The sequence below is a fragment of the Streptomyces sp. NBC_00448 genome, assembly GCF_036014115.1.
GTDB lineage: Bacteria > Actinomycetota > Actinomycetes > Streptomycetales > Streptomycetaceae > Actinacidiphila.
Window position 1 is genome coordinate 7,247,501 of the sequence record NZ_CP107913.1, and the last position, 22,898, is coordinate 7,270,398.

Below are 22,898 nucleotides of genomic sequence, written 5' to 3' on the forward strand. Positions count from 1 at the left end.
ATGAGGGCCAACGCCCGCTGTGATGGGTAGGGGAGCGTCGTGTGCCGGGTGAAGCCGCCGCGTAAGCGAGTGGTGGATGGTTCACGAGTGAGAATGCAGGCATGAGTAGCGATACAAGAGTGGGAAACTCTTGCGCCGATTGACTAAGGGTTCCTGGGTCAAGCTGATCTGCCCAGGGTAAGTCGGGACCTAAGGCGAGGCCGACAGGCGTAGTCGATGGACAACCGGTTGATATTCCGGTACCCGCTTTGAAACGCCCAGTACTGAACCGAGCGATGCTAAGGCCGTGAAGCCGCCTCTGATCTCTTCGGAGTGAGGGGGAGTGGTGGAGCCGCTGAACCGGACTTGTAGTAGGTAAGCGATGGGGTGACGCAGGAAGGTAGTCCAGCCCGGGCGGTGGTTGTCCCGGGGTAAGGGTGTAGGGCGTGTGGTAGGTAAATCCGTCACACATTAAGTCTGAGACCTGATGCCGAGCCGATTGTGGTGAAGTGGATGATCCTATGCTGTCGAGAAAAGCCTCTAGCGAGTTTCATGGCGGCCCGTACCCTAAACCGACTCAGGTGGTCAGGTAGAGAATACCGAGGCGTTCGGGTGAACTATGGTTAAGGAACTCGGCAAAATGCCCCCGTAACTTCGGGAGAAGGGGGGCCACTTCCGGTGATGGAGTTTACCTCTTGAGCTGGGGGTGGCCGCAGAGACCAGCGAGAAGCGACTGTTTACTAAAAACACAGGTCCGTGCGAAGCCGTAAGGCGATGTATACGGACTGACGCCTGCCCGGTGCTGGAACGTTAAGGGGACCGGTTAGTCATACTTCGGTGTGGCGAAGCTGAGAACTTAAGCGCCAGTAAACGGCGGTGGTAACTATAACCATCCTAAGGTAGCGAAATTCCTTGTCGGGTAAGTTCCGACCTGCACGAATGGCGTAACGACTTCTCGACTGTCTCAACCATAGGCCCGGTGAAATTGCACTACGAGTAAAGATGCTCGTTTCGCGCAGCAGGACGGAAAGACCCCGGGACCTTTACTATAGCTTGATATTGGTGTTCGGTTCGGCTTGTGTAGGATAGGTGGGAGACTTTGATATCGCGGCGCCAGCCGTGGTGGAGTCGTCGTTGAAATACCACTCTGGTCGTGCTGGATGTCTAACCTCGGTCCGTGATCCGGATCAGGGACAGTGTCTGGTGGGTAGTTTAACTGGGGCGGTTGCCTCCTAAAGGGTAACGGAGGCGCCCAAAGGTTCCCTCAGCCTGGTTGGCAATCAGGTGTTGAGTGTAAGTGCACAAGGGAGCTTGACTGTGAGACTGACGGGTCGAGCAGGTACGAAAGTAGGGACTAGTGATCCGGCGGTGGCTTGTGGAAGCGCCGTCGCTCAACGGATAAAAGGTACCCCGGGGATAACAGGCTGATCTTCCCCAAGAGTCCATATCGACGGGATGGTTTGGCACCTCGATGTCGGCTCGTCGCATCCTGGGGCTGGAGTCGGTCCCAAGGGTTGGGCTGTTCGCCCATTAAAGCGGTACGCGAGCTGGGTTTAGAACGTCGTGAGACAGTTCGGTCCCTATCCGCTGCGCGCGTAGGAGTCTTGAGAAGGGCTGTCCCTAGTACGAGAGGACCGGGACGGACGAACCTCTGGTGTGCCAGTTGTCCTGCCAAGGGCATGGCTGGTTGGCTACGTTCGGGAGGGATAACCGCTGAAAGCATCTAAGCGGGAAGCCTGCTTCGAGATGAGGGCTCCCACCCACTTGATGGGGTAAGGCTCCCAGTAGACGACTGGGTTGATAGGCCGGATGTGGAAGCCTCGTGAGGGGTGGAGCTGACCGGTACTAATAGGCCGAGGGCTTGTCCATGTGTGCTCGCGTCCACTGTGTAGTTCTGAAACAACCAGCAACTACACACCCCTGGTCCCTTTGGGCTGGGTTGGTGTGTGGTGTGTGGGACAGTTTCATAGTGTTTCGGTGGTCATAGCGTTAGGGAAACGCCCGGTTACATTCCGAACCCGGAAGCTAAGCCTTTCAGCGCCGATGGTACTGCAGGGGGGACCCTGTGGGAGAGTAGGACACCGCCGAACAATTATTTGAATAGACCCCAACCCCCGAGGCTTGTCCCGGGGGTTGGGGTCTTTTTGCTGCTCGTTACCCTCATGTTCACGTCGAAACGGGAACCTGGGCACCCCGACAGGCGGAGGTGTGGAGACGTGCAGCAGATGACGACTGCCGGACGGCGGCCCGGTATCGCTTCGGAGATGACGGCGACCGCGGTTCGCGACACCCTGAAAGCGCTCGGTATCGGCCGCGGCGACGAGGTCATCGTGCCGTCGTACGGCCCCGGCGCACCCGCCGACGGGGCTCGACTGGCCGGCGCGACACCGGTGTTCGCCGACATCGACCCGCGGACGTACTGCGTGGACCCGGCCTCGGTGGCCGCCTCTGTCACCTCCCGCACCGCCGCTCTCGTCCCGGTGAACGTGTTCGGCCACCCCGCCGCCATGGACCTCCTGGACGACCTCGCGGTCCGGCACGGGCTGGCCGTCGTGGAAGAGGCGCCGAGCGGCGAGGACGTGGGCGCCGTGGCCCGCCGCCGGGCGCACGCGCGCTTCCTCGACTCGGCGCTCACCGGCGTCGTGGTGCCGTACACCGCGCCCGGTGCCCACCACGTCTACCACCAGTACACCGTGCGGGTGCCGGGGAACGGCCGGCCGGACCGGGACGCGTACCTGCGGGCGCTGGCCGTGCGCGGGGTGCGGGCGACGGTGAGCGTGCCGGTGCCGGTGCACCGGATGCCGGCGCACCGTGCGGCGCCGCCGGTGGAGTTGCCGCAGACCGAGCTGGTCGCGGCGGACAGCCTGTCGCTGCCGGTCCACTCGGGCCTGACGCAGCGCGAGTTGACGCATATTGCCACGGTCTGCAACCGGCTCGGCGGGATCGTCTGACCGCGGTTTTCGTGCACACGCGCCGATGGGCTACGATCTTCCCATCGACGCGCCCCAATAGCTCAGTCGGTAGAGCGTCTCCATGGTAAGGAGAAGGTCTACGGTTCGATTCCGTATTGGGGCTCTGCGAAAGAAGGCCCCCGCCTCATGGCGGGGGCCTTTGTCATGAGGCGGGACGCGGGCGCTTCACGGCTTCGGCAGCGCGGGTACCCGCATCGCCAGGATCGCCATGTCGTCGGAGGGCGCGTCGGCCGCGAAGCGCTCCACCGCGCGCTGGATGCGCGCGGCCACCGCGCCGGCGGTCAGGCCCGTACACGTGGCCAGCACGTCGGCGAGGCCGTCGTCGCCGAGCATGCGGCTGCCCTCGCGGCGCTCGGTGACACCGTCGGTGACGCACAGCAGCACGTCGCCGGGGTCGAGGGTGACGGACTGCTCGTAGAGGTCCAGGTCGTCCATGACGCCGAGCAGCGGCTGCGGTTCGGCCGCGGGCTCGACGGTGCCGTCGGGGCGCAGGCGCAGCGGCAGGGGATGGCCGGCGCAGACCATGCGCAGTTCGGCGCTGCCGTCCTCCCGGGGCCACAACTCGCCGTACAGGAGGGTGAGGAAGCGGCTGCGGGCGCCTTCGTCGAGGATGGCCGCGTTGAGGCGTTCGAGGACGGCGGGGCCGCCGAAGCCCTCGCGGGCGAGCAGGCGCAGGGCGTGCCGGGCCAGGCCCGTGACGGCGGCCGCTTCCGGGCCGGTGCCGCAGACGTCGCCGATGGCGAAGCCCCAGCAGCCCTCCCGGATCGGGAAGAGGTCGTAGAAGTCGCCGCCGACTTCGTTGCCCTCGCCGGCCGCGCGGTAGACGACCTCGACCTCGACGCCCGGGACGCGGGGCAGCTCGGGCGGCAGCAGGCTGCGCTGGAGAGCCTGGCTGATCGCGGTGCGCTCGCTGTAGAGGCGGGCGTTGTCCAGGGCGAGGGCGGCACGGCGGGAGAGGTCCTCGGCGAGTTCGAGGATCTCCTGGCGGAAGCGTTCGTCGCTGGGCTTGCCGAGGGTGAGCATGCCGATGACGCGGTTGCGGGCGACCAGGGGCAGCACGACCGTTTCTCCACCGACCGCGGCCGCGGTGGCCAGGGCGACGCCCGGGGTGGTGGCGGGGCGTGCGCCGGGAGCGGCGCCGACGCCGAGGCTGCGCAGGGAGGCGCGCAGGGCGCTGGAGTGGGCGGCGTCGGAGGGGGCGGTCCAGATCCGGGCGCCGGGGGTGGGGTCGGGCTCGGGCGGCCTGACCTGCTGGAGGAGGGCCTTGATGCCGTCGATGCGGTCCTCGTCCTCGTGCAGGACGAAGGCGAGTTCGGGTTCCGACTGCTCGGCGATGGTGTAGACGGCGCACCAGCTGGCGAGGGTGGGGACGGTCATCTGGGCCATGAGGGCCAGGGTCTGGTCGCGTTCCAGGGTGCCGGCGAGCAGGTCGGAGGCTTCGACGAGGAAGGAGAGCGAGCCGCGGCGGAGCCGTTCGAGTTCGGTGAGGCGGGCGCTCTCGACGGCCAGGGCGATCCGGTCGGCGGCGAACTGGAGGCGGAGCGCCTCCTGGTTGCTGTAGCGGCCGGGTGCTTCGGCGGCGACGCCGAGGGAACCGGTGAGGCGGCCTTCGACCTTGAGCGGGACGGTGACGACGGAGCGCATGCCGGTGCCGGACAGCAGCGGTACGGCGCCGGGCACGGCGGTGAGGTCCTCGTAGACGGCGGGCATGCGGGCGCTGCCGTAGCGGCCGGTGCCGGCCTCGACGGGGACGCGGGCGAAGCGCTGGCGGGCGGAGGGCAGGCCGGTGGAGGCGCGTACTTCGAGTTCGGTCTCGTCGTCGGTGGCGAGCAGCAGGTAGGCGGCGTCGCCGTCGAGCATGTCGCGGGCGCGTTCCACGGTGCGCTGGAGGAGACCGTCGAGGTCGTCGGGGGCGGGGGAGCCGATGAAGACCTCGAACGCGTCGGTGGCCTTGCCGCGTTGGGAGGCGTGGGCGTCGGAGCCGTGGGAGCCGCGGTTGGGCGACTGGAGGACGGCGCGCTCCTCGGCGCGGACCAGCAGGCACACGGTGGACGGTTCGCCGGCGGTGTCGCGGACCCGCAGGTGGGAGCCGTAGACGGACAGGACGCGGCCGCCTGCGTCGCGCAGGCCGTAGGTGCCCTCCCAGCGGGAGAGCTGGAGGGCGTCGGCGAGGCCGATGCCGGTGCCGGGGGTCTGCGGCCAGGCGGCGAGGTCGGCGAGGGACTTTCCGACGATGCCGGCGGCGGTGTGGCCGAAGAGGTCGGTGGCGTCGTCGTTCCAGCGGGTGATGGCGCCGGACCGGTCGACCTGGATGACGGCGACACGGACGCGTTCGTCGGCGACGGGGAGGTCGGCGGTGGGCAGTACGGGTCCGGCGGAGCGGGTGCCGGTGGGGCGCTGGGGCAGATCGAGCTGGAACCAGACGTACTTGCCGGCGGCGGAGTACTCCACGCCCCAGCGGCTGGCCAGGGCGGAGCAGAGCAGCAGGCCGCGGCCGCCCTCGTTGTCGGTCTCGCGGAACTGGCGGCCGCGGGTCTGCATGGGGACTTCGCGCTCGGGATAGTGGTCGGCGACCTCGACGCGGACCGCGGTGTCGTACCGCAGGCACTGCACGTCGGCGGCGGTGCCCGCGTGTACCACCGCGTTGGTGACCAGTTCGCTGGTCAGGACGACGGCGTCGTCCACCACGTCGGCGAAGCCCCAGCCGTGCAGGGTGTCGCGGACGAAGGCGCGGGCGATCGCGACCGACCGTCCCACCGGTTCGAAGGTGGCCGCTGCCCGCGCCGTGATCACCGATCTCCTCATGGTTCGTGTCCGCGCGGGCGCGCTGCCCGCTGCTGCCGGTGCGTCGCCGTGCTGCTGGAACGTCACCCGGCGGCTCCCCTGCGTGTGCGCCCGTCGGAGGGTGGGACCCCCCGACTGTGGCAGCACCGTTCACGTTACCTACCCACACCGACCGCGTGTGCGCCGGTTACCGGTGTTTCCACCCCGATCGTGGTCGCAGTTCCTCCGATGCTGCCGAACTGTTATGGGAGGGGTGGGCCGTAGTGAAACACTGGGCATGTTCTGAAGGTTGCAAGCTTGCTCATCTGCGGGTCGGTCGACCCTCCGGGAGGAACACGGTGGAGTCTGGCGCATCGGCGCGGGGCACGGTCACGCGTACGAAGAACGGGCGATCCCGTGGGAACGGGACCGTCGAGGTCGACATGGCCGCGCTCACCAAGCTGCTCGGGGCGTTGTCCGCGATGCGGGACGGCAATTTCCGCAAGCGGCTGCCGGTGTCCGGGGACGGGCCGCTGGCGGAGATCGCGGTCGTGTTCAACGAGGTCGCCGACCGCAATCAGCATCTGACCGGTGAGCTGGCCCGGGTCCGGCGGGTGGTGGGCCGGGACGGGAAGCTGACGGAGCGGCTGGAGACGGGCCCGTCGGAGGGGTCCTGGGCGGCCGCGATCGAGGCGTCGAACGCGCTGGTGGACGACCTGGTGCGGCCGGTCTCCGAGGTCGGCAGGGTGCTGTCGGCGGTGGCCGAGGGCGATCTCGAGCAGCGGATGGACCTGCGGGCGCAGAACGCGGACGGGTCGGCGCATCCGCTGCGCGGTGAGTTCCTGAAGGTCGGCCGTACGGTCAACGGTCTGGTGGATCAGCTGTCGGCGTTCACCGACGAGGTGACGCGGGTCGCGAGCGAGGTCGGTACCGAGGGCAAGCTCGGCGGGCAGGCGAAGGTGCGGGGCGTGTCCGGGTCCTGGAAGGACCTGACGGATTCCGTCAACACCATGGCGTACCGGCTGACGGCGCAGGTGCGGGACATCGCGCTGGTGACGACGGCGGTGGCGAAGGGGGACCTGTCCCGCAAGGTCACGGTGCATGTCGCCGGGGAGATGCTGGAGCTGAAGAACACCGTCAACACGATGGTGGACCAGCTCTCGTCGTTCTCGTCCGAGGTGACCCGGGTGGCCCGGGAGGTCGGTACCGAGGGCGAGCTGGGCGGCCAGGCGCAGGTGCCGGGCGTGGCCGGGGTGTGGAAGGACCTGACGGACTCCGTCAACCTCATGGCGGGGAACCTGACGGCGCAGGTGCGGGACATCGCGCAGGTGACGATGGCGGTCGCGAACGGCGACCTGACGCAGAAGATCACCATCGGGGCGCGCGGTGAGGTCGCGCAGCTCGCCGAGACGATCAACGCGATGACGGAGACGCTGCGGACGTTCGCCGACGAGGTGACGCGGGTCGCGGGGGAGATCGGCGCAGAAGGTCAGCTCGGCGGGCAGGCGCAGGTGCCGGGTGTGGCGGGGACGTGGAAGGACCTGACGGACTCGGTGAACACCGCGTTCCGGAACCTGACGGCGCAGGTGCGGGACATCGCGCAGGTGACGACGGCGGTGGCGGGTGGTGACCTGTCGCAGAAGGTGACCGTGGACGTCTCCGGCGAGATGCTGGAACTGAAGAACACCGTGAACACCATGGTGGACCAGCTCTCCGCGTTCGGTGACGAGGTGACGCGGGTCGCGCGCGAGGTCGGGGTCGAGGGCCAACTGGGCGGACAGGCGCAGGTGTCCGGTGCGGCGGGGACGTGGAAGGACCTGACGGACTCCGTCAACACCGCGTTCCGGAACCTGACCGCGCAGGTGCGGAACATCGCTCAGGTGACCACGGCCGTCGCCAACGGTGACCTGTCGCAGAAGGTCACGGTGGATGTCTCCGGCGAGATGCTGGAGCTGAAGAACACCGTGAACCGCATGGTGGACCAGCTCAGTTCGTTCTCGCAGCAGGTCACGCGGATGGCGCGGGACGTGGGCACCGAGGGCCGGCTGGGCGGTCAGGCCCGGGTGGACGGGGTGTCGGGCACCTGGAAGGACCTGACGGACTCCGTCAACTTCATGGCCGGCAACCTCACCTCGCAGGTGCGGCAGATCGCGCAGGTGACGACGGCGGTGGCCCGTGGCGACCTGTCGCAGAAGATCGACGTGGACGCCCGGGGCGAGATCCTGGAGCTGAAGAACACCATCAACACGATGGTCGACCAGCTGTCGTCGTTCGCGGAGCAGGTGACCCGGGTCGCGCGCGAGGTGGGCACGGACGGGCGGCTGGGCGGTCAGGCGCAGGTGCCGGGCGTGGCCGGCGTGTGGCGCGACCTGACGGACTCGGTGAACTTCATGGCCGGCAACCTGACCGGCCAGGTCCGCAACATCGCGCAGGTCGCGACGGCGGTGGCCCGCGGTGACCTGTCGCAGAAGATCGACGTGGACGCCAAGGGCGAGATCCTGGAACTGAAGAGCACGCTGAACACGATGGTCGACCAGCTGTCGTCGTTCGCGGAGCAGGTGACCCGGGTGGCCCGCGAGGTGGGCACGGAGGGCATCCTGGGCGGCCAGGCGGAGGTCAAGGGCGTCAGCGGTACGTGGAAGGACCTCACGCAGTCCGTCAACTTCATGGCGAACAACCTGACGTCCCAGGTGCGCAACATCGCCGACGTGACGTCTGCGGTGGCGGCCGGCGATCTGTCACGGAAGATCACCGTGGACGCGAAGGGCGAGATCCTCGCGCTGGTGACGACCGTGAACACGATGGTGGACACGCTGTCGGCGTTCGGTGACGAGGTCACGCGCGTGGCGCGCGAGGTGGGTACCGAGGGGCAGTTGGGCGGTCAGGCGCGGGTGCGTGACGCGTCGGGCATCTGGAAGGACCTCACCGACTCGGTGAACGGCATGGCGTCGAACCTCACGTCGCAGGTGCGGTCGATCTCCTCGGTGGCCACCGCCGTCGCCAACGGCGACCTGACGAAGAAGATCGATGTCGACGCCCGGGGCGAGATCCTGGAGCTCAAGAACACCATCAACACGATGGTGGACACACTGTCGGCCTTCGGTGACGAGGTCACCCGGGTGGCGCGCGAGGTGGGCACCGAGGGCATCCTCGGCGGCCAGGCGCGCGTGCCCGGCGTGGCGGGCACCTGGAAGGACCTGACCGAGTCCGTCAACGGGATGGCGTCCAACCTGACCGGCCAGGTGCGGCAGATCGCGCAGGTGACGACCGCGGTCGCGCGTGGTGACCTGTCGAAGAAGATCGACGTGGACGCCCGCGGGGAGATCCTGGAGCTGAAGACCACGATCAACACCATGGTCGGGCAGCTGTCCGCGTTCGGTGACGAGGTGACGCGGGTCGCGCGCGAGGTGGGTACCGAGGGGCGGCTGGGCGGTCAGGCGCGGGTGCCGGGTGTCTCGGGGATCTGGAAGGACCTCACCGAGTCGGTGAACCTGATGGCCAACAACCTGACCAGCCAGGTGCGCAACATCGCGCAGGTCGCCACCGCGGTGACCCGCGGCGACCTGAACCTGCGGATCGACGTGGACGCGGCCGGGGAGATCCTGGAACTGCAGGACTACATCAACACGATGATCGTCCGGCTGCGCGAGACCACCCTCGCCAACAAGGAGCAGGACTGGCTCAAGGGCAACCTGGCCCGGATCTCCGGTCTGATGCAGGGCCGCCGGGACCTGCGGGACGTGGCCGCGCTGATCATGAGCGAGCTGACCCCGGTGGTGTCCGCGCAGCACGGCGCGTTCTTCCTCGCGCAGGACACCGCGGAGTCCGAGTCGGAGTACGAACTCGCGCTGATCGGCAGCTACGGCTTCTCCCGGCGCACCATGTCCTCGGTGTTCCTGCCCGGTGAGGGCCTGATCGGGCAGTCCGCGGTGGAGAAGCGCTCGATCCTGATCGAGCAGGCGCCGCCGGGGTATCTGAAGATCGTGTCCGGGCTCGGCGAGGCGCCGCCGGCACACGTGATCGTGCTGCCGGTGCTCTTCGAGGGGCGGGTGCTGGGCGTGATCGAGCTGGCCGCGTTCCAGCCGTTCACGCAGATCCAGAAGGACTTCCTCGACCAGATCACCGACATCATCGCGATCAGCGTGAACACCATCTCGGTCAACACCAAGACCGAGGGGTTGCTCAAGCAGTCCCAGGAGCTGACCGAGCAACTCCAGGAGCGCTCGGACGAGTTGGAGAGCCGGCAGCGCGCCCTGCAGATGTCCAACGCGGAACTGGAGGAGAAGGCCGAGCTGCTGGCGCGGCAGAACCGCGACATCGAGGTGAAGAACACCGAGATCGAGGAGGCCCGGCAGGTCCTGGAGGAGCGCGCCGAGCAGCTCGCGGTCTCGATGCGCTACAAGTCGGAGTTCCTGGCGAACATGTCGCACGAGCTGCGCACGCCGCTGAACTCGCTGCTGATCCTCGCCAAGCTGCTGGCCGACAACGCCGACTCCAACCTGTCGCCCAAGCAGGTCGAGTTCGCCGAGACGATCCACGGAGCCGGTTCCGACCTGCTGGAGCTGATCAACGACATCCTGGACCTGTCGAAGGTCGAGGCCGGCAAGATGGACGTCTCGCCGACCCGTATCGCCCTGGTGCAGCTGGTGGACTACGTGGAGGCGACGTTCCGGCCACTGACCGCGGAGAAGGGCCTGGACTTCTCGGTGCGGGTCTCGCCGGAGCTGCCGGTGACCTTGCACACCGACGAGCAGCGGCTGCTGCAGGTGCTGCGCAACCTGCTGTCGAACGCGGTGAAGTTCACCGACTCCGGGTCGGTGGAGCTGGTGATCCGCCCGGCCGGACCGGATGTGCCGCAGGCGATCCGCGAGCAGTTGCTGGAGGCGGGGACGATGCGCGACGCCGACCAGCCGCTGATCGCCTTCTCGGTCTCCGACACCGGCATCGGGATCGCGGCGAGCAAGATGCTGGTGATCTTCGAGGCGTTCAAGCAGGCCGACGGCACCACCAGCCGCAAGTACGGCGGCACCGGCCTGGGCCTGTCGATCAGCCGGGAGATCGCCCGGCTGCTGGGCGGCGAGATCCACGCCGACAGCCAGCCCGGCCGCGGCTCCACCTTCACGCTGTACCTGCCGCTCAGCCTCGGTGACACGCTGCCCGTGCAGCCGCAGTTGCCGGCCGGCGCAGGCAGTGGCCGGGGCGCGGACGCCGACCAGCAGGCGCAGGGCCGCAACCGCAGCCCGGGCAGCAGCCTGGCCCGGCTGCGCCGCCGCTCCGCCCAGCCCGCGCCCGGCCCGGCGCGGCCGGCGGAGGGCGACACCGGGTCCGGGAACGGCGGTTCGGCGCAGGGCGGCGGGTCCGCGAACGGCGCCGGTTCCCTGAACGGCCACGGCGGCGCCGCAAACGGCCGGAGCGGCGCCGTACACGGCGCCGAGGGCGCGGGGACCGACGCGGGCGCGGCGGCGCGGGAGACGGCGCACGGGGAGGCGTACCCGGCCTTCACCGGCGGGTTCAGCGGCGAGAAGGTCCTCATCGTGGATGACGACATCCGCAACGTCTTCGCGCTCACCAGCGTGCTGGAGCAGTACGGCCTGACCGTGCTCTACGCGGAGAACGGGCGCGAGGGTATCGACGTCCTGGAGCAGTACGACGACATCGCCGTGGTGCTGATGGACATCATGATGCCGGAGATGGACGGGTACGCGACGACCACGGCGATCCGCAAGATGCCGCAGTTCGCCGGGCTGCCGATCATCGCGCTCACCGCGAAGGCGATGAAGGGCGACCGGGAGAAGGCGATCGACTCCGGGGCGTCGGACTACGTGACCAAGCCGGTGGACACCGACCACCTGCTGACGCTCATGGAGGGCTGGATGCACGCCCGATGATCGGCCCGATCACCGAACCTGCCCGAAGATGGCTGAATATTTTGCCGACTTGAGGGGCAGGTGAGGTGTGGGCCGCGTGGAATCTGGGAACCTTACGGTCTCCGCCTGCGTTTCCGGTACGTGGTGAGTGACGTGACGGTGACAGGGTGTGGCGAACGGCGGGGTGCGGCTACGATGACCGGCACAAGGACGGGCGGCGGGACATTGCTGCCCCCGGGGGCGGCGATCGGCGCTTCCGTCGGCATTGCGAGTCGGGGAGGCCCCAAGCCGGGGCGAGGAGGGCGTGGCGTGGTGCAAAAGGCCAAGATCCTCCTGGTCGATGACCGGCCGGAGAATCTGCTGGCGCTGGAGGCGATCCTCTCGGCGCTGGACCAGACCCTGGTCCGTGCATCGTCAGGGGAGGAAGCGCTCAAGGCGCTGCTGACCGACGACTTCGCGGTGATCCTGCTCGATGTCCAGATGCCGGGCATGGACGGGTTCGAGACCGCGGCGCACATCAAGCGGCGGGAGCGGACCCGGGACATCCCGATCATCTTCCTCACCGCGATCAACCACGGCCCGCACCACACGTTCCGCGGATACGCGGCCGGTGCGGTCGACTACATCTCCAAACCGTTCGACCCGTGGGTGCTGCGCGCCAAGGTCTCGGTGTTCGTGGACCTGTACATGAAGAACTGCCAGTTGCGCGAGCAAGCGGCGCTGCTGCGGCTGCAGTTGGAGCAGGGCGCGCCGTCCGACGCCGTGGCCGGCGGGGCGGGCCCGGCAGGTGCGAGGGAGTCCGTCGGCCTGCTCGCCGAACTGTCCGCGCGGCTGGCCGCCGTGGAGGAGCAGGCCGAAGCGCTCGGCAAGCAGCTCGACGGCAGCGCCGACGCCGCAGTGGTGGCCACGGCCGCACACCTGGAGCGCAAACTCACCGGGTTGCGGCGGGCGTTGGACGCGCTGGAACCCGGCGAGGCCGGCGGCGGCAACGGGTTCGGCAGGCAGCAGGGCGGCTCGGACTGAGCGCGCACGGCGGGTCCGGACTCCACGGCGCGCCGTGCGCGAGCCGGGTGGCATGCTCCCGCCGGTCGTCCTCCCGGCCCATGACGCGGCGTCAACCCGGCGCCCAGCGCGGTCCGACACGAACGGGCGTATCCCCGAGCAGGCGTGTCCCCCGATCACAAGGGCGGTAACCTCGGCCCATGGCCCCCCGTACGTCCGGCACCGCCAAGAAAGCCCCGGCGCGGCCTCCGGCCAAGAAGACCGCGGCGAAGAAGCCCGCGGCCAAGAGCGCTGCCGCCCGACCGCCCGCCAAGAAGGCGGCGGCGGCCAAACCCGCGCCCGCGGCCGCGCCGTCCCCCACCGGCGGCCTCTACCGGGTGGTGCGCGCGGTGTGGCTCGGCTTCGCACACGGCGTCGGCGCGATCTTCCGCGGGATAGGGCGCGGCGCACGCGGCCTCGACCCCGCGCACCGCAAGGACGGCGTGGCGCTGCTGCTGCTCGGCGTGACCCTGGTGGTCGCCGCCGGCACCTGGTCCAATCTGAACGGCCCGGTCGGGGACCTGGTCGCCCTGCTGGTCACCGGAGCCTTCGGCCGGCTCGACCTGCTGGTGCCGTTCCTGGTCGGCGCGATCGCCGTCCGGCTGATGCGCCACCCCGAACAGCCCGAGGCCAACGGCCGGATCGTGATCGGCCTGTCCGCGCTGGTGCTCGGCGTGCTCGGCCTGATCGACATCGGCTGCGGGGCCCCGAGCCGCGCCGACGGCGCGCAGGCGCTGCGCGACGCCGGCGGCCTGATCGGCTGGGCCGCCGCCGCGCCCCTGCACTACACCGTCGGCTCCGTGCTCGCCGCGGCGCTGCTCCTGCTGATCACCGTCTTCGGGCTGCTCGTGGTCACCGCGACCCCGGTCAACGCCATCCCGCAGCGGCTGCGGGCGGCCGGCGTCCGGGTCGGCCTGTACGCACCCCCGCCCGACCCCGAGGCCGTCCCGCTGGAGGACTTCTTCGACGACGACGCGGACGCCGTGTCCGGGTCGCGCTCCGGAGCGGCCGAGGACGACTCACCGGTCCGCAGGGTGCCCGCCCGCTTCACCAAGTCCCGTGGCGGCAAGGGCGCCGACGCCGACCCGTACGACATAGAGCGTGACGGCGACAGTGCCGGCTCGGGCATGGGCGGGCTCGACGCGGACGAGCAGGACAAGCCGCGCCGCAAGTCCCGGCGCCGCCCGGAGCCGGCGTCCGCCCAGGGGGCCGACGACCTCGACCTGGACCCGGTGGACGTCGCCGCCGCGGCCGCCGCGGCCCTCGACGGCGCGGTGCTGCACGGCGTGCAGCCCTCCCCGCTCGTCGCCGACCTCACCAGCCGGCTCAAGAAGCCGGTGCCCGCCGCCCGCGCCGACGACACCGGCGCCCAGGGCGCGGCCGGCGCCGGCAAGGGCAGCGACTCCGTACCCGACCTGACCAAGCCCGCCGCCACCTCCGAGGCCGGGCCGCCGCTGCCGCCGCGGGCCGAGCAGCTCCAGCTCTCCGGCGACATCACCTACGCCCTGCCCTCGCTCGACCTGCTGGAGCGCGGCGGCCCCGGCCGTACCAGGAGCGCCGCCAACGACGCGGTCGTCGCCTCGCTGAGCCAGGTGTTCAAGGAGTTCAAGGTCGACGCCGTCGTCACCGGCTTCACCCGCGGCCCGACGGTCACCCGGTACGAAGTGGAACTGGGCGCCGCGGTGAAGGTGGAGCGGATCACCGCGCTGGCCAAGAACATCGCGTACTCCGTGGCCAGTCCCGATGTGCGGATCATCAGCCCGATCCCCGGCAAGTCCGCGGTCGGCATCGAGATCCCCAACAGCGACCGCGAGATGGTCAACGTCGGCGACCTGCTGCGCTCGGCCGAGGCCGCGGGCGAGGACCACCCGATGACCGTCGCGCTCGGCAAGGACGTCGAGGGCGGCTACGTGGTGGCCAACCTCACGAAGATGCCGCACGTCCTGGTGGCCGGCGCCACCGGCTCCGGCAAGTCCTCCTGCATCAACTGCCTCATCACCTCGGTGATGTGCCGTGCCACCCCGGACGAGGTCCGGATGGTGCTGGTCGACCCCAAGCGCGTCGAGCTGACCGCCTACGAGGGCATCCCGCACCTGATCACGCCGATCATCACCAACCCGAAGCGGGCCGCCGAGGCCCTCCAGTGGGTGGTCCGCGAGATGGACCTGCGCTACGACGACCTCGCCGCGTACGGCTACCGGCACATCGACGACTTCAACGCGGCGGTGCGCTCGGGCAAGGCGAAGACCCCCGAGGGCAGCGAGCGCGAGCTGACCGCGTATCCGTATCTGCTGGTGATCGTCGACGAGCTGGCCGACCTGATGATGGTCGCGCCCCGCGACGTGGAGGACTCGATCGTCCGCATCACCCAGCTGGCCCGCGCCGCCGGCATCCACCTGGTGCTGGCCACCCAGCGGCCGAGCGTCGACGTGGTCACCGGCCTGATCAAGGCCAACGTGCCGTCCCGGCTCGCCTTCGCCACCTCCTCCCTCGCCGACAGCCGGGTCATCCTCGACCAGCCGGGCGCCGAGAAGCTGATCGGCAAGGGCGACGGGCTGTTCCTGCCGATGGGCGCGAACAAACCGGTCCGGATGCAGGGCGCCTACGTCACCGAGGACGAGATCGCCAAGGTGGTGGAGCACTGCAAGGCGCAGCTCACACCGACCTACCGGTCCGACGTCACCGTCGGCAGCGGACCGAAGAAGGAGATCGACGAGGAGATCGGCGACGACCTGGACCTGCTGTGCCAGGCGGCCGAACTGGTGGTCTCCACCCAGTTCGGCTCCACCTCGATGCTCCAGCGCAAGCTGCGGGTGGGCTTCGCGAAGGCCGGGCGGCTGATGGACCTGATGGAGTCCCGCGGGATCGTCGGCCCGAGTGAGGGTTCCAAGGCGCGCGACGTGCTGGTCAAGGCGGATGAGCTGGACGGGGTCCTGGCGGTGATCCGCGGCGGTGACGGGCCGGGGTGACGCGCTGAGGGTGAGCGCTCGGAGCGACGGGCCCGGGGGCCGGCGGCCCCGGGGTGATGGGCCGGGGAGCGGCGCAAGGCCACCGGCCCGGGCGACGGAGCGGTACCGACGGGTACACCCGGACGTACGTACCATTCGTCACACAAGTGGAGTCGTGCCACGTGTGATCCCGGCCAACTCGGGGCACGTTGAAGGGCAACCGTTTCTCCGGTCCAAGCGTCAAGTTGTACAGGCAGGACGACTGTCACCCCGTTGACACCCTCGCGTGCCCGTGGGGCCGACGAAAATCCGTAGTCCGCCTGCCCCGGTGTTTCATACCGCCCCTAGACTGAACTTCCAGCAGGTGGCTGCACGCTCGAAAGGCGCCCTCGTGTCCATCGGCAACACGCCCTCCGCCGACCGCCCTTCGGTCGGCCGCGCCCTCGCTCAGGCCCGCACCGAGGCGGGGCTGACCGTTGACGAGGTCAGCACCACCACCCGGGTACGCGTCCCGATCCTCCAGTCGATCGAGCAGGACGACTTCTCCCGCTGCGGCGGTGACGTCTACGCCCGCGGCCACATCCGCGCCATCGCCCGCGCCGTCGGCGTCGACCCCGAGCCGCTGATCGAGCAGTACGCCGCCGACCACGACACCGACTCCGCGCCCCCGCCGGTCGCGCCGCTTTACGAGGCCGAGCGGATCAAGTCCGAGCCGCGCCGGCCGAACTGGACCGCCGCCATGATCGCCGCGATCGTGGCCGTCATCGGCTTCGTCGGGTACACCGTCGTCAGCGGGAGCGCCGGCGACAGCGGCAAGACCAGCGCCCAGTCCAGCCCGAGCGCGTCGGCCTCGACCACGACGTCCCCGAGCCCGTCGTCGCCGCAGGGCAACGGCGCCCCGACCGCGCAGCCGACCGACACCGGCAGCGCCATCGCCGCGGCCCCGCCCGGGAAGGTCACGGTCAAGGTCACCGCCGAGAGCGGCGCCAGCTGGATTCAGGCCACCGACGGCAACGGCAAGCAGCTCTTCCAGGCGTCCCTCAAGGAGGGCCAGTCCAAGACCTGGACCGACGACAAGAAGATCAAGCTCATCGTCGGCAACGCGGGCGCGGTCCAGCTCTTCGTCAACGGCAAGGACCTCGGACCGGCCGGCGGAAAGGGCCAGGTCGTCCGCTTGACGTACACGCCGGGCGACCCGACGCAGGGTTAGCCGCGGGCCGCCGGACCGACGGGGGCGGACGGGCGTTCGGCGCACCGCGCGGCGAAGTCGCGAGAAGGCCACCGGGTAGGCTGGTGCCCATGCCCGAACCCCGTACCGTCGCCCTTGTCACGCTCGGCTGCGCCCGCAATGAGGTGGACTCGGAGGAGCTCGCCGGCCGGCTGGCGGCGGACGGCTGGCAGCTCGTCGAGGACGCCGCCGACGCCGACGTGGCCGTGGTGAACACCTGCGGCTTCGTCGAGGCCGCCAAGAAGGACTCGGTGGACGCCCTGCTGGAGGCGAACGACCTCAAGGCGCAGGGCCGCACCCAAGCGGTCGTCGCGGTGGGCTGCATGGCCGAGCGGTACGGCAAGGACCTGGCCGAGGCGCTTCCGGAGGCCGACGGTGTCCTCGGTTTTGACGACTACGCGGACATCTCCGACCGGCTGCGCACCATCCTGGGCGGCGGCATCCACGCCTCCCACACCCCGCGCGACCGGCGCAAGCTGCTCCCGGTGAGCCCGGTGGAGCGGCAGCGCGCGGTCTCCGGTACGGGCACGCGGAGCGGGGCGGTGGCGCTGCCGGGACACGGGCAGGGCGCGGCGGGCGCCGGGGAGGCGGACGAGGGCAGAGGCGCCGGAACCGACAGCGGTGTGGACGGGGGCGCGTCCGGTGCGGCCCGCGCGGCGGCGCACCCGACCGCGGACCCGGATGTGCCCTGGCAGGTGCCCGATCTGCCGGAGGGTGTCGCTCCCGCTTCGGGGCCGCGCGCTCCGCTGCGCCGGCGGCTCGACTCCGGCCCGGTCGCGTCCGTGAAGCTCGCCTCCGGCTGTGACCGCCGCTGCACCTTCTGCGCGATCCCGTCCTTCCGCGGCTCGTTCATCTCCCGGCGCCCCTCCGACGTGCTGGGCGAGACCCGCTGGCTGGCCGGGCAGGGCGTCAAGGAGGTCATGCTCGTCAGCGAGAACAACACCTCCTACGGCAAGGACCTCGGCGACATCCGCCTGCTGGAGACGCTGCTGCCGGAACTGGCCGCCGTCGACGGTGTCGAGCGGGTCCGGATCAGCTACCTCCAGCCCGCCGAGATGCGGCCCGGGCTCATCGACGTCATGACCGGCACCCCGGGTGTCGTGCCGTACTTCGACCTGTCCTTCCAGCACTCCGCGCCGGGGGTGCTGCGCGCCATGCGCCGCTTCGGCGACACCGAGCGGTTCCTCGAACTGCTGCACACGATCCGGTCGAGGGCGCCGGAGGCCGGCGTCCGGTCCAACTTCATCGTCGGCTTCCCCGGCGAGAGCGAGGAGGACCTCGCCGAACTGGAGCGGTTCCTGAGCGAGGCGCGGCTCGACGCCATCGGCGTGTTCGGCTACTCCGACGAGGAGGGCACCGAGGCCGCCTCCTTCGAGCACAAACTCGACGAGGACGTGGTCGCCGCCCGGCTCGCGCGGGTCTCCCGGCTGGCCGAGGAACTGACCGCGCAGCGCGCGGAGGAGCGGCTCGGCGCCACCCTGCGGGTGCTGGTCGAGGCGTTCGACGAGGAGACCGGCGAGGTCACCGGCCGCGCCGACCACCAGGCGCCGGAGACCGACGGCCAGGTCGTCCTGCTGCCGCCCGGTGGGAACCCGGCGGGCGCGGCGGCCGTTGGGGCATCCGGCGGGGAGTGGCGCCCGGCGCCCGGGACGTTCGTGACCGCGAAGGTGACGGGCACCGAGGGCGTGGACCTGATCGCCGAAGTGCTGCCCGCCCTGGCCGGTGCGGCCGGCGGCCAGGGTGCGGAGTGTTCCGAGGGAGTGGGCAGATGAGCGGAGGCGCCGAGCCCACACCGCCGCCGCTGCGGGCGGCCACCGCGGCGCGTCCGGCCGAGGCCGGCACCGGTGGGGACGGGAGCGGGCGGGGCGGGGCCTCCGGCGGTTCACGGGGTGCTGGTGCTGAGGGCGTTGGCGCCGGTGCTGCGGGCGCTGGTGCTGGTGCTGGTGTCGAGGGTGCTGGTGGTGCGCACGAAGCCGGTGCGCAGGCCGGACGGGGCAGCGGCCAGGCCGGGCTCTGGAACGTCGCGAACCTGCTGACCATGACCCGGCTCGTGCTGGTCCCGGGGTTCGTGCTGCTGCTCGTGCACGACGACGGGAACGACCCGGCCTGGCGCTCCTTCGCCTGGGCCGCCTTCGCCATCGCGATGATCACCGACCTCTTCGACGGCGAACTGGCCCGGCGCTACGGCCTCGTCACGGACTTCGGCAAGATCGCCGACCCGATCGCGGACAAGGCGATCATGGGCGCGGCGCTGGTCGGGCTGTCCGCTCTGGGTGACCTGCCGTGGTGGGTCACCGGGGTCATCCTTTTCCGTGAACTCGGCATCACCCTCATGCGCTTCTGGGTGATCCGGCACGGTGTCATCCCCGCGAGCCGCGGCGGCAAACTCAAGACGCTCACGCAGGGCGTCGCGGTCGGCATGTACATCCTGGTGCTGACCGGTCCGCTGGCCAGCATCCGCGCCTGGATCATGGCGGTCGCGGTCGTGCTGACCGTGGCGAGCGGCGTGGACTACGTACGGCAGGCGGTCGTCCTGCGCCGGGCGGGCCTGGCGGCGCAGGCCGCCGATGCGGCTCACGACGAGACGGCGACCGCTCCGGCGGCGAGCGCCCCCGCGGCGACCGCTCAGGGCGCTCGGGGCGGTGCGCGGGTGTCGGCGACGGCGCCCGGGAGCGGGTCCGGGGCGACGCTCGCGGCGACGAGCGGGCCGGGAACGGGGACGAGGGCCGGGGGAGCGCATCGGGCCGAGCGTGCGGATGAGCCCGTGTCGAGGACCGATACCGCGCCTGGGGCCGAGGCCGACCCGGCACCCGCGTCCGCCCCCGCGTCTGCCGCCGAGCGCGAGCGTCGGCAGGGCGTATGAGCGCGGAGGGGCCGGTGGGGTCGCAGGCTTCGGGGCGGCCCGCGCCGACCGGGTCCGCGGAACCGGCTGAGTCCGCGCGTGAGGCCCTGCGGCTGCTCGTGGGTCGCGCGGCGACGCTCGCGGTCGCGGAGTCGCTCACAGGCGGCCTGGTGGCCGCTGAACTGGCTGCCGTTCCCGGCGCCTCGCGGGCCTTCCGTGGTTCGGTCACGGCGTACGCGACCGAGCTGAAGCACGAGATCCTCGGCGTCGACGCCGCTCTGCTCGCCGAGCGGGGTGCGGTGGACCCCGATGTGGCGCGCGGGATGGCCGAGGGCGTACGCCACCGGCTCGGCGCGGACTGGGGCGTCGCGACCACCGGCGTCGCCGGCCCCACCCCCCAGGACGGTCAGCCGGTCGGCACGGTCTTCGTCGCCGTCGCCGGCCCGTCGGGCGCCGTGGTCGTCCCGCTGCGGCTCCCCGGGGACCGCGGCACGATCCGCCGGGCGTCGGTGGCGGCTGTCCTGGAACTGCTCACCGCCGAACTGCGGAGGAGTACGGTTGCGGGTCCGGAGTCCACCGGCCCCGGCCGAAGGACAGCGGAACGACAAGGGCCGAACGGCCACACGTAACGGTCCCGGTACGACTACCGGCGGCCAAGGATAGGGAAGAAGACGGGGGGAAGTGATGTTTGCAGCCCTGAGTGAACACGTCTTCGCTCCCCGCACGGGCGGTGCCCGAGGCGGTACGGTGGGGCGAGAAGGATGCGGTTTCGCGGTCCGAGGAGGGAGCCACCGATGATCCTGCTCCGTCGCCTGCTTGGTGACGTGCTGCGTCGGCAGCGCCAGCGCCAGGGCCGCACTCTGCGTGAGGTCTCTTCGTCGGCCCGGGTCTCCCTGGGTTATCTCTCGGAGGTCGAGCGGGGGCAGAAAGAGGCGTCCTCCGAACTGCTCTCGGCGATCTGCGACGCCTTGGACGTGCCGATGTCCGAGGTGATGCGCGAGGTCAGCGACGATCTGTCGCTCGCGGAGCTGGCCCAGTCGTCGGCGGCCGAGACCCCGGCCGCGCCGATGAGGCCCCTGCTGGGCGCAGTCACGTCCGTCACCTCCGTCACGGCCGTACCATCCGCGCCGGACGAACGGATCACCATCAAGGCGCCCAAGAAGTCCGCGGAAGCCGTGGACGTCGTCGCCGCCTGAACCAGCTCGGTACCGCCGCTTGACGCGTGCGTCAGCGGTTGAGCGCACCTGCCGGCCCCGTCCGGGACGACACCCGTCCCGTGGCGGGGCCGTCGTGTTCCTGCGGGGCGCACGCGGCGCGTGCCGCGCTGCCGATCGGGGGTGTGCGCGGGGTGGGTGCGGGGTCGGTGCGGGGGGCCGCTGTCTTTTGCCATGTGTGGTGCGCAGAGGCAGGGTAGGCGCAGAAGGTCAGTACGGGATGAATCGGACCCGAACGCGTCGATCCGCGAGGAGACAAGCGCATGTCTGTCGTGAAGAGCCCCCTGGCCGAGCAGGCCCGCAAGACCGTCGGTGAAGCCCTCCAGGGTGCCCTGGTGGATCTGATCGACCTGTCACTGCTGGCCAAGCAGGTGCACTGGAACGTCATCGGCCCCCGGTTCCGGTCCATCCACCTCCAGCTGGACGAGGTCGTGGACAGCGCTCGAGTCGCCTCCGACACTGTCGCCGAGCGTGCCTCCGCGATCAGCGTGACCCCCGACGGCCGCGCCGGCACCGTCGCCAAGACCAGCGGCATCGACACCGTCACCGACGGGTGGGTCAAGGACGGCGAGGTCGTGGAGATCATGGTCGCCGCCCTCGACGCCTGCATCACCCGGATGCGTGAACGTATCCAGACCACCGACAAGCCCGACCCGGTGACCCAGGACATCCTCATCGGCATCACCGCCGACCTGGAGAAGTTCCACTGGATGTTCCAGGCGGAGAACGTCTGAGGCGCCATGCGCGGCCCTCGAAGGACTCCGACGATACGGACCCGGACGACCCGGTCCCGGACCCGGACCTGCTCGCGCACGCGTGCCAGGCCCGCTCCGGCGCCGATACCGGCGGTACGGGTGGCGGCGCCCTTTTCGCCCGGGCCCGCCGCGACGGCCCGGGTCGGGGGCAGGGGCCAGGGTGCGGGTGGCGTGCGCGTGGTGCTGGCCCTGGTCGGCGGCGTGCTGTGGTGGCTGGCGGTCCTGCGGTTCGGCCTGCGGCCCGACACCTCGGGCGGTTCGGCCGGCGGCGTGCACGCCGCGATCGTCGCCGGCGGATGGAGCCTCGGCCTGATCCCCATGCACGCGGTGCCCGCACGGCGGCGGGAGGCGGCGCGCCGCCGCCGGACGAAGGCGCCCGCTCCCGTGCCGGCGGGGTCCGGCCTTTTCGAGGATCAGCCCCTGGCCGAGGACGACGCGGGACCTGGATCTGGGGCTGGTTCTGGGGCTGGGCCTGGCGCCGGACCTCGCTGGCACCGCGGGCACCAGTAGGCCACCCGATCCTGCTGCCGGGTGTCGTCGCCGTGCCGAGCCGACCTGACCGCAGTGCCGCACCGCAGGCACGGCTGGTGCTCCCGGCCGTACACCCAGTGGGTGCGCCCGCGACGGGTGTCCCCGGTCGTCACATGGCCGGGGCGCGCCTTGTTCGCCTCCAGCAGTCGTCTGGCCAGCGCCACCAGCCGCTCCGGCGCCGGCACCGCCCCGAACGGTGTCCACGGCGTCACCCCACGCAGAAAGCACAGCTCGGCGACGTAGACGTTCCCGATCCCGGCCAGATTCCGCTGGTCCAGCAACGCCTCCCCGACCTGGCGGTCCGGGTCCGCGGCCAGCCGGGCGAGCGCTTGCTCCGCGTCCCAGTCCGGCCCGAGCAGGTCGGGCCCGAGGTGGCCGACCACCTCGCCCTCCTCCTCGGTGCTCAGCAACTCCAGCACCGGCAGCCGGTAGCCGACCGCGACCCGCTCACCCGCCGCCAGCACCGCCCGCACCTGGTGCATCGGCCCGCCCCGCCAGCGTTCCCCGGACCCGTACAGGTGCCACGCCCCGTCCATCCGCAGATGGCTGTGCAGCGTCATGTCGCCTTCGAGCCGCGCCATCAGGTGCTTGCCGCGGGGCACCACCGCCAGCACCTGCCGTCCCACCAGGTCCACGGTCGCCAGCTTCGGCACGCGCAGATCCGCCCGCACCAGCGGCTGCCCGGCCAGCGCCGCGTGCAGTCGATGGGCGGTCAGCCAGACCGTGTCTCCTTCGGGCACCCCTCCATGATGGCGCCT

General features: G+C 70.6%; 13 protein-coding genes, 1 tRNA gene and 2 rRNA genes (1 of these 16 cut by a window edge). 14 read left to right on the plus strand and 2 right to left on the minus strand.

Annotated features, from left to right (window positions below; translation table 11 throughout):
• From OG370_RS31330 to OG370_RS31345, 4 genes are all read left to right on the plus strand, one after another.
• Positions 1–1,848: ribosomal RNA gene (locus OG370_RS31330) — 23S ribosomal RNA — on the plus strand (it extends 1,277 nt beyond the left edge of the window).
• Between the two features lie 104 nt (positions 1,849–1,952).
• A 5S ribosomal RNA gene (gene rrf, locus OG370_RS31335) occupies positions 1,953–2,069 on the plus strand.
• 135 nt (positions 2,070–2,204) lie between these two features.
• Complete coding sequence (locus OG370_RS31340; RefSeq protein ID WP_328474605.1) at positions 2,205–2,930, plus strand: DegT/DnrJ/EryC1/StrS family aminotransferase; 726 nt, start codon at positions 2,205–2,207, stop codon at positions 2,928–2,930.
• Positions 2,931–2,981: 51 nt separating this feature from the next.
• Positions 2,982–3,054 (plus strand) — tRNA-Thr (locus OG370_RS31345).
• A 62-nt stretch (positions 3,055–3,116) separates the two neighbouring features.
• On the opposite strand, the gene OG370_RS31350 is transcribed toward OG370_RS31345, so the two are convergent.
• Positions 3,117–5,744 carry a SpoIIE family protein phosphatase gene (locus tag OG370_RS31350; protein WP_328470164.1) on the minus strand — a complete coding sequence of 876 codons (2,628 nt, stop codon included), beginning with the start codon at positions 5,742–5,744 and terminating at the stop codon, positions 3,117–3,119.
• Between the two features lie 329 nt (positions 5,745–6,073).
• Between OG370_RS31350 and OG370_RS31355 the strand changes: the two genes are divergently transcribed.
• From OG370_RS31355 to OG370_RS31400, 10 genes are all read left to right on the plus strand, one after another.
• A complete protein-coding gene (locus tag OG370_RS31355; protein ID WP_328470166.1) occupies positions 6,074–11,602 on the plus strand; it encodes a hybrid sensor histidine kinase/response regulator in 5,529 nt (1,842 codons plus the stop codon).
• 288 nt (positions 11,603–11,890) lie between these two features.
• Entirely contained in the window at positions 11,891–12,604 is a 714-nt protein-coding gene (locus OG370_RS31360) for a response regulator (protein WP_328470168.1), read from the plus strand.
• A gap of 179 nt (positions 12,605–12,783) precedes the next feature.
• Positions 12,784–15,591 (plus strand): DNA translocase FtsK, encoded by a 2,808-nt coding sequence (locus OG370_RS31365; protein ID WP_328470170.1) that lies wholly within the window; start codon positions 12,784–12,786, stop codon positions 15,589–15,591.
• A 370-nt stretch (positions 15,592–15,961) separates the two neighbouring features.
• Positions 15,962–16,780, plus strand: a complete 819-nt coding sequence (locus OG370_RS31370; RefSeq protein ID WP_328470172.1) for a helix-turn-helix domain-containing protein — start codon at positions 15,962–15,964, stop codon at positions 16,778–16,780.
• Between the two features lie 89 nt (positions 16,781–16,869).
• Complete coding sequence (rimO, locus tag OG370_RS31375; RefSeq protein WP_328470174.1) at positions 16,870–18,570, plus strand: 30S ribosomal protein S12 methylthiotransferase RimO; 1,701 nt, start codon at positions 16,870–16,872, stop codon at positions 18,568–18,570.
• Positions 18,571–18,687: 117 nt separating this feature from the next.
• On the plus strand, positions 18,688–18,834 hold the full coding sequence (locus OG370_RS31380) for a hypothetical protein (RefSeq protein WP_328474912.1): 147 nt from the start codon (positions 18,688–18,690) through the stop codon (positions 18,832–18,834).
• 2 nt (positions 18,835–18,836) lie between these two features.
• Positions 18,837–19,661, plus strand: coding sequence for a CDP-diacylglycerol--glycerol-3-phosphate 3-phosphatidyltransferase (pgsA, locus tag OG370_RS41570; protein ID WP_443060776.1), 825 nt, complete (start codon positions 18,837–18,839; stop codon positions 19,659–19,661).
• A gap of 14 nt (positions 19,662–19,675) precedes the next feature.
• On the plus strand, positions 19,676–20,269 hold the full coding sequence (locus OG370_RS31390) for a CinA family protein (RefSeq protein WP_443060777.1): 594 nt from the start codon (positions 19,676–19,678) through the stop codon (positions 20,267–20,269).
• Positions 20,270–20,434: 165 nt separating this feature from the next.
• Positions 20,435–20,836, plus strand: coding sequence for a helix-turn-helix domain-containing protein (locus OG370_RS31395; protein WP_328470176.1), 402 nt, complete (start codon positions 20,435–20,437; stop codon positions 20,834–20,836).
• A 281-nt stretch (positions 20,837–21,117) separates the two neighbouring features.
• A complete protein-coding gene (locus OG370_RS31400) occupies positions 21,118–21,588 on the plus strand; it encodes a Dps family protein (RefSeq protein ID WP_328470178.1) in 471 nt (156 codons plus the stop codon).
• A 434-nt stretch (positions 21,589–22,022) separates the two neighbouring features.
• Here the strand turns inward: OG370_RS31400 and OG370_RS31405 are convergent, their stop codons facing one another.
• Positions 22,023–22,880, minus strand: a complete 858-nt coding sequence (locus tag OG370_RS31405; protein WP_328470180.1) for a DNA-formamidopyrimidine glycosylase family protein — start codon at positions 22,878–22,880, stop codon at positions 22,023–22,025.
• Positions 22,881–22,898: the final 18 nt, after the last annotated feature.

What these genes read in the sequence shown, in the direction of transcription:
- OG370_RS31340 (WP_328474605.1), top strand. Translation starts at nt 2,205, where the DNA reads ATGACGACTGCCGGACGGCGGCCCGGTATCGCTTCGGAGATGACGGCG.
- OG370_RS31365 (WP_328470170.1), top strand. Translation starts at nt 12,784, where the DNA reads ATGGCCCCCCGTACGTCCGGCACCGCCAAGAAAGCCCCGGCGCGGCCT.
- rimO (WP_328470174.1), top strand. Translation starts at nt 16,870, where the DNA reads ATGCCCGAACCCCGTACCGTCGCCCTTGTCACGCTCGGCTGCGCCCGC.
- pgsA (WP_443060776.1), top strand. Translation starts at nt 18,837, where the DNA reads ATGACCCGGCTCGTGCTGGTCCCGGGGTTCGTGCTGCTGCTCGTGCAC.
- OG370_RS31395 (WP_328470176.1), top strand. Translation starts at nt 20,435, where the DNA reads ATGATCCTGCTCCGTCGCCTGCTTGGTGACGTGCTGCGTCGGCAGCGC.
- OG370_RS31400 (WP_328470178.1), top strand. Translation starts at nt 21,118, where the DNA reads ATGTCTGTCGTGAAGAGCCCCCTGGCCGAGCAGGCCCGCAAGACCGTC.